The sequence below is a fragment of the Methylobacterium sp. J-090 genome (assembly GCF_022829345.1).
Classification (GTDB): domain Bacteria; phylum Pseudomonadota; class Alphaproteobacteria; order Rhizobiales; family Beijerinckiaceae; genus Methylobacterium.
Genome location: NZ_JAKSXV010000087.1, coordinates 1 through 13,083 on the forward strand (window position 1 = coordinate 1; position 13,083 = coordinate 13,083).

The window sequence follows — 13,083 nt, forward strand, 5'->3', positions numbered from 1 at the left end:
CGGCTACCAGCCGCCTGCGCCAGAGGTCCTCATCTGGCCAACCGAACCGAGCGGATCAGTGCCGTCCGCTCGCCCTGCCATCGTCACGCGACCGACGATGCACTAACTTCGAACATGGGCCACCGAACGGGGGCAGGCCACAGCCCTTTTTGAGTTAACGACACCCCGGCCTGATCCCTGCGATCATGAGCCTTGGGAGGTCGAGCCTTTGGATCCCTCCCCATAACCACAATGCGTTTGCCCCTCCGAAAATTAGATGCCTCCCGGCAGGGCACCACCCCTGTCGCGACCTGTCCCGGGCGCGCTCGCGCCTTTCCGACACCCGCCATGGGCTGACCCGTCGCCACCAGCGCGACCGGCTGCCCCCGCGTGGAGGCAGCCATGACCAGACGCCCACGAAAGTCCGATCCCGAAACCGCCGAGGCGTTCCTCGGCAATGAAGACCTCGACATCCCCACGGTCGAGCATCGCGAAAACCCCTCGAAGGTGCTCGCCAGCCTCATCCTTGAGAAGGCCCTGACGAGGGCGACACGGAAGCGCCTCCAGAACGAGCGCGGGCTCGCGGTGCTCGTCGAGCCCCCGACCGCAGCCTGGGTCCTGCAGGTCCGCAGCGCGCTGTGCCTGGCCTTCGACTGGGGCATGACCGACGCGCGGGACGGCATGGGCCGCACTCGCAAGCCCACCGACGGGGCGGCCGAACTCGCTGACGTGATCGCTTCCGGCCAGCGCGTCGTCGTGGTTTGCCACGCCCCGGATGCGCATGTCCCGCCGGCGTTCATCGCCGCCGCCGACCTGCGCATCAGGCTGAACCGGCCGACCGCGGCCATGGTCTCCACCGCCATCCGCAAGCTCACCGGGAAGGCCGCCCGGCGTGTTCCGGCCCAGGTCGAGATCCTGGATCTGCCCGACATCGCATCCGCCCTCAGGAACGGCATCGGCGGGCCGGCCGGATGCGTCCGGCGCCTCGAACGCGCCATCGCAGCGAAGTCGTCTCCGGGTGCCAACCTTCGCCGCGTCCCACCGGTCCATGAGTTGCATGGCCAGGGCGAAGCCGGCGTATGGGCCCGACGCCTGGTCGACGACTATCGAACCATGGCTCCGGCCGACTTCTGGGCCCAAGCGGACAAGTCCGTGGTCGTGTTCGGCGACCCCGGCGTGGGCAAGACCAGCCTAGCGCACAGCCTTTCCGTCAGCACCGGGCTCCCACTTCTGGAAACCAGCGTGGCGGCATGGTTCGAGGGCTCGGGGTACCTGGACAAGACCTTGGCGGCGATGACCGAGGCCTTCGCGGCCGCACGGTCCCACGGCGGAAACGGGTGCGTCCTCGTCCTCGATGAGCTGGATGGTATGCCTGGGCGTAAGGCCGCATCGAGCGACCGGGACAGCACGTATTGGATGCCGTTGCAGGCCGCCTACCTACGCGCCGTCGAGACCACGGCCGCCCCTGGATCGCGCGTCATCCTCATTGGGTGCACGAACTTTCCCGACCGCCTGGATCCGGCCCTGCTTAGGCCGGGCCGCCTGGGACGCCTCATCCACGTCCGCAGGCCGGATGCCGCCGGCATCGCCGGGATCCTACGCCAACACTTGGGCGACGACCTCGCCGGCATCGACCTGACCGGTGTCGCGGCCGCTGGCGTCGGAAGCACGGGCGCCGACGTCACCGCCTGGATCGCCCAGGCGCGACGGACGGCGAGGCTCGCGGGCCGCTCCCTTCGGATCGGCGACCTTCTGGAGGCAGTCCTGCCGGCCGACGACCGCTCCGAAGCCGACCGATATCGGTGTGCCGTCCATGAATCCGCGCATTCCGTGGTGGCGCATATGATGGGGGGAGGCCGGATACGCCGGGTCACCATCGTCGCAACCGGCCAGATGGGCGGCACGACCGAACTGGACGATCACGGGTCGGCTGTCATGTCGAAGGAGACCCTCGACGCCAGGATCATGGCGGCATTGGCCGGCCGTGCCGGCGAGGAGGAGTTCGGGCTGGGACCGACCACGGGCGCCCACCACGACCTTGCGCAGGCGACCGGCATCGCCACGGCGATCCGTACGTCCTACGGTCTGGGCGACAGCCTGCTCCACAGGTCCCATGTCGACCGGGCCTCGGGCCTTCTCGACTTCGATGCCGCCCTGAGAAAGGCGGTCGAGGGTGACTTGGCGCGCCTCTACGCCGACACGCTGGCCTGCGTCCGGCGCCACCGAAGCCTGATCGAGGACCTTGCGCGGCTCTTAATGAAGACCCGCATCGTCGAGGCCCCCGCCTTCCTCCGCCTGGTCGGGGATTACGAGGCTGCCCTGGATCGGTTCGTCGCCAGCACCATGGGGGTGAGCCATGGATGAGGCCGTCCTCGACCTGCTGGAGCGCCTCGTCACCGTTCGGCGCGAACTCGGCGAAAACGTCTATCAGGATGCCGTTGAGCGGGCCGTCATCGGCGTCGGCGTCGCGGCCCATATCGAGGCCGAGCGTGTCGCCCTGCGCCACGCTCGGCTGCGCCCGGTCGGAAACGTGATCAGCCTTCCGGCGCGTCAACCGCTTCGCGAAACAGCCGGCCAGGCACGCGCCCCTGGAGGCGACAATGATCGTCTGTGATGGCCGATGCCGGACCGGGAAGGCCTATTTGCCGGGCCGAAAACCGTGTCCCTGCAGAATCTTCGGCGCTTGCTGTGGATAACTTTTTGGCGGGCGTTTCGCGCTCGGTTGCGACCGCGCGCCATCGCCAAGTCTTTGACCGCAGCTGTTTTCTCGCGAAAACGGACCGTGGCCAACGACAAGGTATATATTCCATAATGGGAATTAAATAGGCGTCCGGCAAAATCTATGGATTAGCTATTCAATCCTTGGATTTGTTGAAAACAAACAGCTTTTTCGGCTGGTTCCGATGTCCCACTTTTCCGCCGTGCCTGGACTGCATTCCTCAATTCATGGATGTTTGTGGGGGCGGCCAGGAAATCTCGCCCCAGGTCAAGGGGAAAGGCTTCCGCCCCATGCGATCCGGAGAAACGAGATGAGAACGATGAAAAAGAGCCGCTGAACGAAAACGGGCGCCAAGAGGGGGAAACCTCGAAGCGCCCGCTGATCCTGACGTCGTCCCGCCGATGCCCGCGAAGCCAACGCGGTGGCGACGTCTTCACCGCCGACCTCACGGTCGGCAGACGAGACCCGTGAGTGCCGGGTCACGCAGCGATCGTGCACGCCTGAACGCCGAAAGCAAGTGCCCGCCCATCGCTGCGCCTGACCACGGCCTCGCCCAGACTGGGTAAGACCGAAAATGACCACCATCGACACCATTGAGCGGGCCAGCGACGCTGGCCCGAATGCGGGCGGCCGTTCCATGCCGCCGCCCTTCATCCCTCCCCGGATCTCCGACGCCTCTCGCAGGATCGTCGTCCCGAGGAAGGGCTCGCTCCGCGGCGCGCTCGTCACCCGCGGCGAAGTCCCCCGTATCGTCACCTACGAGAGCGACATCGAGCGCCGGGTCTTGCTCGTGCTCCTGGCCCGGCCCGACGTCGTCGAGGTGACGGAGCAGGTCGAGCCTGTGCGTTTCCTCGACGAGGATGGGCTGCCGCGAAAGCACTACTTCGACTTCAAGGCGGTGCGCCGGAATGGCGACAGAGGCCTGATCGCCGTCAAGAAGCTGGAGTGGATCGAGCGTCATCCCGAGTTCGAGGATCAGCTCCGTCTCATCGCCGCCCAGGTCCCGCGTTCGGTCGCAGACCGCGTCATCCTGATGACGGATGCCGACGCGTCCCGGAGCGCCGTCCATGACGCCAAGCTGATCCACAGCGTGCGCGCCGACGGAGCCACCGACTACGACGCTTCCGTCAGGGACATCGTCAGCACGCTCATCGGCACCACCACCGTGGGGTGCCTGGTCGCTGCCAGCGGCCTCGAAGGCCGTGGCTTTCGCGCCGTCGTGCGCCTCATCGACGACGGCACCCTGCGCGTCGTCGACCACTCCCGCATCGGATACGAGACCCGGGTCGCCCTGGTCTCCAACTTGGAGGTCCAGTCGTGAACGACATGTCCAACATCCCCCATCAGCCGCGGATCCCCATGCTGCGGTTCGGCCGGTACGACCGCATCCGCATCGGTGACGTCGAGTACGGCAATCCCCTCGCGGCCCCGGGCGGCCATGTCTTCCATCGGATCGACGCCCCGGACCTGGCGCAGGAGTTCTCCCACGAGGAGATCTGGCACCTGAGCAAGCGCCGGGACTGGGCGGTCGATCCCGACTGGTTCGCTCCCCAGAGCGCACGGTCGCGGCTCGCGACCGGCCTGGAAAACCTCGACGACCTCGCCGCGAAGGAACTCTCGGACGTGGTCTTTAAGTGGGAGCACTGCATTCGCTTCCTGCGCCAGGAGAAGGCCGGCACGTACAATCGGACCCCCGAGTCCTTGAAGCAGGCCATCGCCGAGAACACCAAGGCGATCCGGCTGCTGGACGTCGCCTTGGTGCCCAAGGGGACCAAGCGCGCGCCCAAGTCCGGCACCGGCGGAGCTTCGTCCAAGTCCCGCAACTTGGCCAAGCGCAGGGCCCGCGCCGCGGCCAAGCGCAAGGCCTACGTCGGGAACAAGGTAGTGATGGAGCTGAGGGAGCCGCCGAGCGACCGTTCCCTCCTTCGCTGGCTGAAGCTGCTGGAAAAGCTCGGGACCAGGCCCGCAAGCTTGCGCGAGACGGTCGCTATCGCAGCGGCTGCCGCACTCCCAAGATCGTCGGGGAGGCTCTCCGGCTCATGGTCCTGCACGGCAATCGTTACGCTACCGCGGAGCGTCCGAGGATCGCGGACCTCTATCGCGACCTCGCGGCCGACATCGACGGATACAACCTGGACCGACCGAAGTCCGAGAAGGTTACGTGCCCGTCTCGCAAGGCGCTTGGCCTGTACATCGCGGGTCTGGGCAAGTTCCACGTCTATGCCGGCCGCTACGGCATCGAGAAGGCCAAGCGCCGGTTCGCCGTGATCACCTCCGGCGTCACGGTCGTGCGTCCCTACGAACGCCTCGAAATGGATAGCTGGCTGGTCGACCTCCAGTCGCTCCTCACCGCCCGGGGGCTGTGGGACCGCCTCAGCAACAAGGTTCGCAGGGAGATCGGGCGGATGCATTTCTGCTCGGCCATCGACGTGGCCAGCAAGGTCATCGTCGGTGCATGCCTGTCCGAGACGCCCAGCGTCGCCGCGGCGCTCGCTGTGCTGCGGATGGCGGTCACCGATAAGCGCGCGTTCGCCCATGCCTCGGGCGCAACGCTGCCGTGGGACCACCATGCGAGCTTCGAAAGCCTGAACCTCGATGGAGGACCGCAGTTCAACAACTTCGAGTTCATCAACGCGGTGGCGCTGCTCGGCCATTCACCGGACTTCCCGTCGGGCGGCGTGCCGTCGCTTCGGGGAACGAAGGAGAGCTTCTACCATACGCTCAGCACGCAGTCGGTGGCTCGCCTTCCGGGCAAGACCTTCCACAACGTCGTGGCCCTCGGCGAATACGACAAGGAAGGCCGCACGTGCATTGAGACGCCGGAGTTGGCCGCTCTCCTCACCCGCTGGATCGTCGACGCGTATCACGGAAGCCCGCACGACGGCCTCGCCGGTGAGACGCCGCACGACGCATGGAACCGGCTCACGCGGATGTACGGCCTCCAGCCGGCGCCCGACCGGAACAAGGTCCGCTCCATCTTCGGCATCCCCCTGAGCCGCAAGCTGGGCAACGGCGGCATCCGGGTCATGGGTCTCTGGTACTGGTGCGAGCCCCTCAAGGACCACTTCCTCGACCACGGGTTCGTGGACATGGAGGTCAAGCTCGACCCGGAAGACATGGCGGAGATCTCCGTCCGCATCGGCAACGCCTGGCACGTCGCCTCCTGCACCCGCGAGGGTTTCGAAGACGTCACCATGGAGGCCTGGATCCGGACCTCCCGTGATCTCGCATCCAAGCACGCCGCCGGGGCCGTGATCACCGAGGGGGTGGTCCATGCCGCCATCCGTGCCGCCAACCTCCTGACCAAGCAGGCCATGGCCAGGGCCGGCATCTCGGCGCTGCCGCCGACAGCGGAGGATGTCCTCATCGCCGAGCGCGAGGTCATGCTGGGCTGGACCATGCCCGACAAGGCTGCACCGGGGGACGTCGGAAAGCGCCCGGATCCCCTCGATGGCGGCATTCCCGTCACCGGGCCCGACCACCTGCCCTCTTTGGGGACGGGTTCGAGCAAGTTCACCGTCGAGAGGTAGCGGTCATGTCCAGCCAGGAATTCACTCACGATCCCGCGGCCGCGATCCGTGACATCATGCCCCCCGAGGTGCGGCGACGGTCGCGGCTCATGGAGAATGTCCGGCACGCCTACGTCCGCACCGACCGCGATGCCCTTATCGAGCAGCATTTCGACTGCCTGATGGAGGATCTGGTCGAACGCAGGGAGCCCGACCATCCCGAGACTTCAGAGGAGCGTGCGGAGCGTCTCGAAGGCAACATCATGGTGGTCATCGGCGAAAGCGGCGCGGGCAAGACCACGGCGATGCGCAGGCTGTTCAAGAACAGCCCCTACGCACCCGGATACGGCATCGCGAATGCGCACTGTCCGGTGCTTACCGTCCGCGTCCCCTCTCCCTGCGGCGTCGGCGAACTCGGCCGGGCCGTCCTCTGGGCGACCCGCTATCAGCTGGCGCGCTCCCATCTCCCCGGCCCCGCGGTCTGGGGCATCGTGCGCCGTCGACTTCAGGCGCTGGGGGTCCTGGTCCTGCATCTCGACGAGGGCCAGGACGCCCCGCTGGCCATCAACGTCGACGAGCGAATCAAGCTGCGCAACCTCTGGAAGGCGCTGCTCGTGGACGAGGTCCATCCCATCGGCCTGATCATCACGGGGCTGCCCGGGATCGAGGATTTCCTCCATCCCGACCGCCAACTCGTCCGACGTGGCTATTGGCAGACCTTCGAGCGTCTCACCGTGCCCGCCGACAACGAACTCGTCGGGGCGACCGTGGTGGCGCTTGCCGACATCGCCGGCCTCAACGTCGGCGGCGACGTCCAACAGACCATCGTGCCCAGGCTCGTCCATGCGGGCTGCTACCTCCTCGGCATCACCATCGAGGAGATCCACAACGCCATCCGCTTCGCCCTCAGGAAGAACGCCATCGGCTCCGCCCCGAGGAAGGGGGAGCCCACGCTCGATCTGACGCACTTCGCGGATGCCTACGCGTTCCGGACGGGATCCTTCGCGCCGTGGAACCCCTACCTGGCACCCGATTACGCCGCCATCGACGTCACCCGGGTGCTCGCGAGGAAGGAACCCTTGGAGCCCGAGGCGGCGCCGACCCGCAAGCCGCGCAAGCGCAAGCTGGGGGGCATCGCATGACAGGCACCCCGCTCACCCTGACCATTCCGCTGATGCCCGGGGAAAGCACGCCCGGCTTCCTGTCGCGCCTCGCCGCCCGCAACGGGATCCCTCACATGAGGCACTTCTGCGCCGACATCGGCTTGGCGCGGGGACCGATCCTGTATGGCGAGCCGTCCGAATTGGCCCGCTTGGCACAGGTCTCCGCCGTCCCAGCGGCCGCCTTGGAGGCAGCAAGCCTGCGGAAGGTGCCTGGCGGCTTTTCCATCCGCGGCCACCGCATTCCGCCGTCGTCTCTCCGGAGGAAGGACTTCCACGTCTGTCCGGCCTGCCTCCGGGCGGACATCGCGGAATCCAGCTTCTCGCACCACGTCGCAGCCTACGACAGGCTGATCTGGAAGGTCAGGACTATCCGGACCTGCCCGATCTACGAACTGGGACTGGTCGACCTCGGTGCCGGCGATTTCGTTGCGGATCAGGATTTCACCGCGGTGCTGTGCCCCCACATGGGGCGCCTCGACGCGCTCGAACGGGAAGCCGACAGGCGGCCGACGTCAGAGCTTGAGCAGTACGTGCTCACGCGCCTGGATGGCCACCTCGGCAATGCTCCGTTTCTCGACGCGCTTGAGTTGCACGTCGCCGCCCGGTTCTGCGAAGTGATCGGCGCGCTTTCGATTCACGGTCGGGGGCTCTTCTTCGAACGCCTCGATGAGGGCGATTGGCATCTCGCCGGCGCCGCGGGCATCGCCATCGCCGGCCTGGGCGGTACCGGGATCAGGGCCTTCCTGAACGAGCTTCAGCGAGCCTATCCCTACGGGCGCTCCGTGAGTGCGAGCCCGCGCTCGCCGATGGGCGATCTCCGAAGCTGGCTGGCCCGTCACAAGCGTGACGCGTCCTACGACGTCCTCCAAAATCTGATCGGGGATATTCTCGATGCGGGCCCGCCCGCCGATGTCGTGGACAAACCGAGGCGGGTTCATCCGGGACACTGGATCACCCTCCCCGGCAGCGTAGCGTCCCTGGACCTCCAGGGGGCCCCCAGTCGGCGCCGCCGGCTCCTTCCTACCGCGCCTCTCATCGAGATCGACGCCATGAAGCATCACCAGGCCACCCTCGCGCCCCCTACATGCAGCCTGTCGGCAACCGAGGCATCGCCGGGGCTCGATCAGCACGAGGCAATGGACCGCCTCGACTGCGGCATGCCCCTGTTCCAATCGCTCGTGGCCCACGGTTTCGTGCGCCCCGCACAGCCTACCGCCCGTGGCGGATGGCGACACGCTTTCGAGGCTGTAGAGCTCGACGTATTCCTCTCGCGCCTGCTCGCTGCGGCAGCCCCCGTTCAGGAATTTCCTGAGGACATGGTCGGTATCGCCGAGGCCGCCATCGAGGGGACCTGTACGGAAGTCGAGGTGATCCACCTGCTCCTGGGCCAGCGGCTCGCCATGGTCGGGCGCAAACCCGGCGAAGACGGTATCCTGTCGATCCTGGTCAGTTCCAGTGAGGTCGCGGCCCTTGTCCACGAACATACGTTCCTGGGACCGACACTTCCGGAAGCCCGGGCCGAGTTGAAAGTGAAACCGGGGGCGCTGTTGAAACTGATCGAACTGGGCATTCTGGTAATCGAACGTGCTGTCGATGCTGCCAGTCGCCGTGCGGTGAAAGTTATTTCGAAAAGATCTTTTCAGGAGTTTTCGGATAATTACGCCAGTGAATGCAGTTTGATTTGCTACTCGGATCCGAACCCTTACAGCAGGATTGATCGTTTAAAAAAATCTGGAGCAAAAATCATTCGGTTAGATCGTTCAGGAAATATGGGTACATTCATCAAAATAACGTCTTAGGCTGATCCCGCTAAACTCGCTCATGCAAAAGGCCCCGGCTGACCCCCGGGGCCTTTTGCATGAGCGGTCCATAAGATTCATTTCAATCCAGAATGCCATATATGACTTCCACTGAGTGCCATGTAACCTTGTGCATGCAAAGTTGCGCCCAACGAAATCAATGACTTGGGCCGGGTGTTTTTGCTAACTTTATGGTGGCGTGGCAGCAAGGGGTCCACGGGGTGTCCGGGGACTTCGCGGGCCGTCTTCAGGCCTCGATCGCCTGGACGGTCCGGCCCTCCGAAGGCGGCGTTTCGCGAAGCGGGTCGGGCGCAAGGACGCCGTAGGATGTCACCGCCCGCAGGGGTGGCATGGTCCGCGCTTTCGTGTATGGTCCGCGCGCTTCGACCCGTGTGAACGGGGCCGGGGCACAAGCTGCTTGTGGACTGACCGTGCTGGACGACATCCCGGCACCGGCCTCCCGCGAGTGTTCGCGATCCCCCCGCCTCGTCGGGGCTCGCACGATCCGAAAACCCCACCGAAAGGGACATGCGATGTCGATCTCGGCAGAGCGCAAGACCGCGCTCATCAAGGAATACGCGACGGGCGGCAAGGACACCGGGTCCCCGGAGGTCCAGGTGGCGATCCTCACCGAGCGGATCACCAACCTCACCGGCCACTTCAAGACCCACGGCAAGGACAACCATTCCCGCCGCGGCCTCCTGAAGATGGTCTCGCAGCGCCGCTCGCTGCTCGACTACGTCAAGGGCAAGGATGAGGCCCGCTACCGCGGTCTCATCGAGCGCCTCGGCATCCGCCGCTAAACCGGCATCTGACGCGGTTCCGGGCCCGGCCCGGGGCCGCGTTTCCATGGATCGGGCTGCCGGAATGGGTCCGGCCTCCCAAAACCCGGGCGACTTGGAGGCGTGCCGGTCGGGGACAGGATCGCAAGGGGCTTTTCGGACATCGAAAAAGCCCCTTGCCGTCTTGCCCCTGGCGGCGCCGGGTTCGCCCGACCGCATGATGGCAAGGAAAAGATATGTTCGACGTACAACGTGAAGAGCTGATGTGGGGCGACCGCAAGCTCGTCCTCGAGACGGGCAAGGTCGCCCGTCAGGCCGACGGCGCCGTGATGGCGACGTATGGCGAGACCTCGGTGCTCGCCACCGTCGTCTCGGGCAAGGAGCCCAAGGCCGGCATCGACTTCCTGCCGCTCACCGTGAACTACCAGGAGCGTGCCTACGCCGCCGGCCGCATCCCCGGCGGCTACTTCAAGCGCGAGGGCCGTCCGTCCGAGAAGGAGACCCTGGTCTCCCGCCTCATCGACCGTCCGATCCGCCCCCTCTTCGTCGAGGGCTGGCGCAACGACACGCAGGTGGTGGTCACCGTCCTGACCCACGACCTCGAGAACGATCCCGACATCCTCGCCATGGTGGCGGCGTCGGCTGCGCTCACCCTCTCGGGCGTGCCGTTCATGGGCCCCATCGGCGCCGCCCGCGTCGGCTACGCCAACGGCCAGTACTCCCTGAACCCCCTCGTCGCCGATCTCGAGGCCTCCTCCCTCGACCTCGTCGTCGCCGGCACCACCGACGCCGTGCTGATGGTCGAGTCCGAGGCCAAGGAGCTGAGCGAAGAGGTTCTGCTCGGCGCCGTGATGTTCGGCCACAAGCACTTCCAGCCGGTCATCGAGGCCATCGTGCGCCTGGCCGAGAAGGCCGCCAAGGAGCCCCGCAACTTCGCCGCGCCCGAGAACGGCGACGTCGAGGCCGCCGTGCTCGGCGTCTGCGAGGCCGAACTCCGCGAGGCCTACAAGAACACGATCAAGCAGGAGCGCTACAAGGCCGTCGACGCCGTGAAGGCGAAGGTGGTCGCGGCGCTCTGCCCGGCCGAGGGCGAGCAGAAGTTCGCGCCTGAGAAGGTCAAGGCCGCGTTCAAGGAAGCGCAGTCGAAGGTCGTGCGCTGGAACATCCTCGACACCGGTTCGCGCATCGACGGACGCGATGTGCGCACCGTGCGCCCCATCGAGTCCCAGGTCGGCGTGCTGCCGCGCGCCCACGGCTCCTCGCTGTTCACCCGCGGCGAGACCCAGGCCCTCGTGGTCGCCACCCTCGGCACCGGCGAGGACGAGCAGTTCATCGACGCCCTGGAAGGCACCTACAAGGAGACCTTCCTGCTGCACTACAACTTCCCCCCCTATTCGGTGGGCGAGACCGGCCGCATGGGCTCCCCGGGCCGCCGCGAGATCGGCCACGGCAAGCTCGCCTGGCGCGCCATCCACCCGATCCTGCCCCCGGCCCACGAGTTCCCGTACACGATCCGCGTCGTGTCCGAGATCACCGAGTCCAACGGCTCGTCCTCCATGGCCTCCGTCTGCGGCGCCTCGCTGTCGCTGATGGATGCGGGCGTGCCCCTGCGCCGTCCGGTGGCGGGCATCGCCATGGGCCTCATCCTCGAGGGTGAGCGCTACGCGGTGCTGTCCGACATCCTCGGCGACGAGGATCACCTCGGCGACATGGATTTCAAGGTGGCGGGCACGGAAGCCGGCATCACCTCGCTGCAGATGGACATCAAGATCGCGGGCATCACCGAGGAGATCATGAAGGTCGCCCTGCATCAGGCGCAGGAAGGCCGCGTCCACATCCTGGGCGAGATGGCCAAGGCCCTGACCGACGCCCGTCCCGAGCTCGGCGAGTACGCGCCGCGCATCGAGACCATGCAGATCCCCACCGACAAGATCCGGGAAGTGATTGGCACCGGCGGCAAGGTGATCCGCGAGATCGTCGAGAAGACCGGCGCCAAGATCAATATCGACGACACCGGCACGGTGAAGATCGCGTCCGCCGACGGCAAGGCCATCAAGGCGGCCTACAACTGGATCCGCTCGATCGTGGCGGAAGCCGAGGTCGGCATGATCTACGACGGCACCGTCGTGAAGTGCATGGAGTTCGGCGCCTTCGTGAACTTCTTCGGCGCCAAGGACGGCCTCGTCCACATCTCGGAACTCGCCGCCCAGCGCGTCGCCAAGGTGACGGACGTGGTCAAGGACGGCCAGAAGGTGAAGGTCAAGTTCCTCGGTGCCGACGACCGCGGCAAGATCCGCCTCTCCATGAAGGTCGTCGACCAGGAGACCGGCGAGGACCTGACCGAGAAGCTCAAGGCCGAGCGGAACGCCGAGCAGGACCGCGCCCGCGGCCCGCGCCAGGACGCCTGAGTCGGCTGGGCCGGGGCGCTCGACGGCGCACCCGGCCGCAATCAGAAACAGAAGGGCGCGGCTCCGCGGGGAGACGCGCCCTTCTTGCATCTGCGTCCGCCGATCCCGGGATCGGAGGGTGCGCGAGACACGCGGTCACCGCGAGTTCCGGCACAACGGCGGGGCGCTCCGCGAGCGGCGCTCAGACCCCCGGCTGGCCCCGCCGGCGCCGGGCGCGCGCGGCGCTCGGGAGGGCGTCGGGTACCAGGGTCACGCTGACGGGGTTGGGCGTGTGGTCGAGGGCCGCCCCGGTATAGGCATCGACGCCGACGCCGATGAGGCCGCCGGCGAGTACGTTCCCGGCCATCCCGGCCGCTCCGGCGCCCACCACCTTGGTGCGCACGGGCACCACGGCCGGCTGGTAGCCCGGCTTGACGAAGGTCGCGTCGAACTCGTCCGCGCGCTCCACGTCGAGGGAGCACGGAGTCGCCGGACAGGCATAACCCTTCGTGGTGGTCATCGCCGCGCCCGGAGGCTCGGAGAGGAAGGCCATCTTCTCGGTGGTGCCGCGCGTGATGCTTCCGCATCCGCCGACGCTCGCGGCGCACAGCACCGCGACGGTCATGCAAAAAATCTTCATCGATCTCGCCCCCTGCCGCATTCTCCGACGGCGCAGGCGCTTTTGGGGACGCCCCGGGGCGACGACAAGACTTTTTTGCAGCCTGTGCGGGTATTTCTTCAGGAA

10 protein-coding genes are annotated in these 13,083 nt (G+C 66.7%); 9 read left to right on the forward strand and 1 reads right to left on the reverse strand.

The window, feature by feature from the left end:
- The first annotated feature begins 381 nt into the window (after window positions 1–381).
- The 9 genes from MKK49_RS14625 (at window position 382) to pnp (ending at window position 12,359) form a co-directional block, all read left to right on the forward strand.
- On the forward strand, window positions 382–2,343 hold the full coding sequence (locus MKK49_RS14625; RefSeq protein ID WP_244029623.1) for an AAA family ATPase: 1,962 nt from the start codon (window positions 382–384) through the stop codon (window positions 2,341–2,343).
- Window positions 2,336–2,593: a hypothetical protein gene (locus MKK49_RS14630; protein WP_244029625.1), complete on the forward strand. Its 258-nt coding sequence runs from the start codon at window positions 2,336–2,338 to the stop codon at window positions 2,591–2,593. The genes MKK49_RS14625 and MKK49_RS14630 overlap by 8 nt, the downstream gene beginning before the upstream one ends.
- A 679-nt stretch (window positions 2,594–3,272) precedes the next feature.
- Entirely contained in the window at window positions 3,273–4,019 is a 747-nt protein-coding gene (locus MKK49_RS14635) for a hypothetical protein (protein ID WP_244029627.1), read from the forward strand.
- Window positions 4,016–4,966, forward strand: coding sequence for a hypothetical protein (locus tag MKK49_RS14640; protein WP_244029629.1), 951 nt, complete (start codon window positions 4,016–4,018; stop codon window positions 4,964–4,966). The genes MKK49_RS14635 and MKK49_RS14640 overlap by 4 nt, the downstream gene beginning before the upstream one ends.
- A 662-nt stretch (window positions 4,967–5,628) precedes the next feature.
- Window positions 5,629–6,228: a Mu transposase C-terminal domain-containing protein gene (locus MKK49_RS14645; RefSeq protein WP_279595540.1), complete on the forward strand. Its 600-nt coding sequence runs from the start codon at window positions 5,629–5,631 to the stop codon at window positions 6,226–6,228.
- Between the two features lie 5 nt (window positions 6,229–6,233).
- Complete coding sequence (locus tag MKK49_RS14650) at window positions 6,234–7,349, forward strand: AAA family ATPase (RefSeq protein ID WP_244029631.1); 1,116 nt, start codon at window positions 6,234–6,236, stop codon at window positions 7,347–7,349.
- Entirely contained in the window at window positions 7,346–9,169 is a 1,824-nt protein-coding gene (locus tag MKK49_RS14655; protein ID WP_244029632.1) for a TniQ family protein, read from the forward strand. The genes MKK49_RS14650 and MKK49_RS14655 overlap by 4 nt, the downstream gene beginning before the upstream one ends.
- 533 nt (window positions 9,170–9,702) lie before the next feature.
- Window positions 9,703–9,972: a 30S ribosomal protein S15 gene (rpsO, locus tag MKK49_RS14660; protein WP_056095323.1), complete on the forward strand. Its 270-nt coding sequence runs from the start codon at window positions 9,703–9,705 to the stop codon at window positions 9,970–9,972.
- A gap of 215 nt (window positions 9,973–10,187) precedes the next feature.
- Window positions 10,188–12,359: a polyribonucleotide nucleotidyltransferase gene (gene pnp, locus MKK49_RS14665; protein WP_244029634.1), complete on the forward strand. Its 2,172-nt coding sequence runs from the start codon at window positions 10,188–10,190 to the stop codon at window positions 12,357–12,359.
- A 181-nt stretch (window positions 12,360–12,540) separates the two neighbouring features.
- Here pnp and MKK49_RS14670 read toward each other — a convergent pair whose 3' ends face one another.
- On the reverse strand, window positions 12,541–12,963 hold the full coding sequence (locus tag MKK49_RS14670; protein WP_244029636.1) for a translation initiation factor 2: 423 nt from the start codon (window positions 12,961–12,963) through the stop codon (window positions 12,541–12,543).
- Between the last annotated feature and the right edge of the window lie 120 nt (window positions 12,964–13,083).

Coding starts and splice junctions, on each gene's coding strand:
- MKK49_RS14625 (WP_244029623.1), top strand. CDS start 382: ATGACCAGACGCCCACGAAAGTCCGATCCCGAAACCGCCGAGGCGTTC.
- MKK49_RS14630 (WP_244029625.1), top strand. CDS start 2,336: ATGGATGAGGCCGTCCTCGACCTGCTGGAGCGCCTCGTCACCGTTCGG.
- MKK49_RS14635 (WP_244029627.1), top strand. CDS start 3,273: ATGACCACCATCGACACCATTGAGCGGGCCAGCGACGCTGGCCCGAAT.
- MKK49_RS14645 (WP_279595540.1), top strand. CDS start 5,629: ATGTACGGCCTCCAGCCGGCGCCCGACCGGAACAAGGTCCGCTCCATC.
- MKK49_RS14650 (WP_244029631.1), top strand. CDS start 6,234: ATGTCCAGCCAGGAATTCACTCACGATCCCGCGGCCGCGATCCGTGAC.
- MKK49_RS14655 (WP_244029632.1), top strand. CDS start 7,346: ATGACAGGCACCCCGCTCACCCTGACCATTCCGCTGATGCCCGGGGAA.
- rpsO (WP_056095323.1), top strand. CDS start 9,703: ATGTCGATCTCGGCAGAGCGCAAGACCGCGCTCATCAAGGAATACGCG.
- pnp (WP_244029634.1), top strand. CDS start 10,188: ATGTTCGACGTACAACGTGAAGAGCTGATGTGGGGCGACCGCAAGCTC.
- MKK49_RS14670 (WP_244029636.1), bottom strand. CDS start 12,963: ATGACCGTCGCGGTGCTGTGCGCCGCGAGCGTCGGCGGATGCGGAAGC.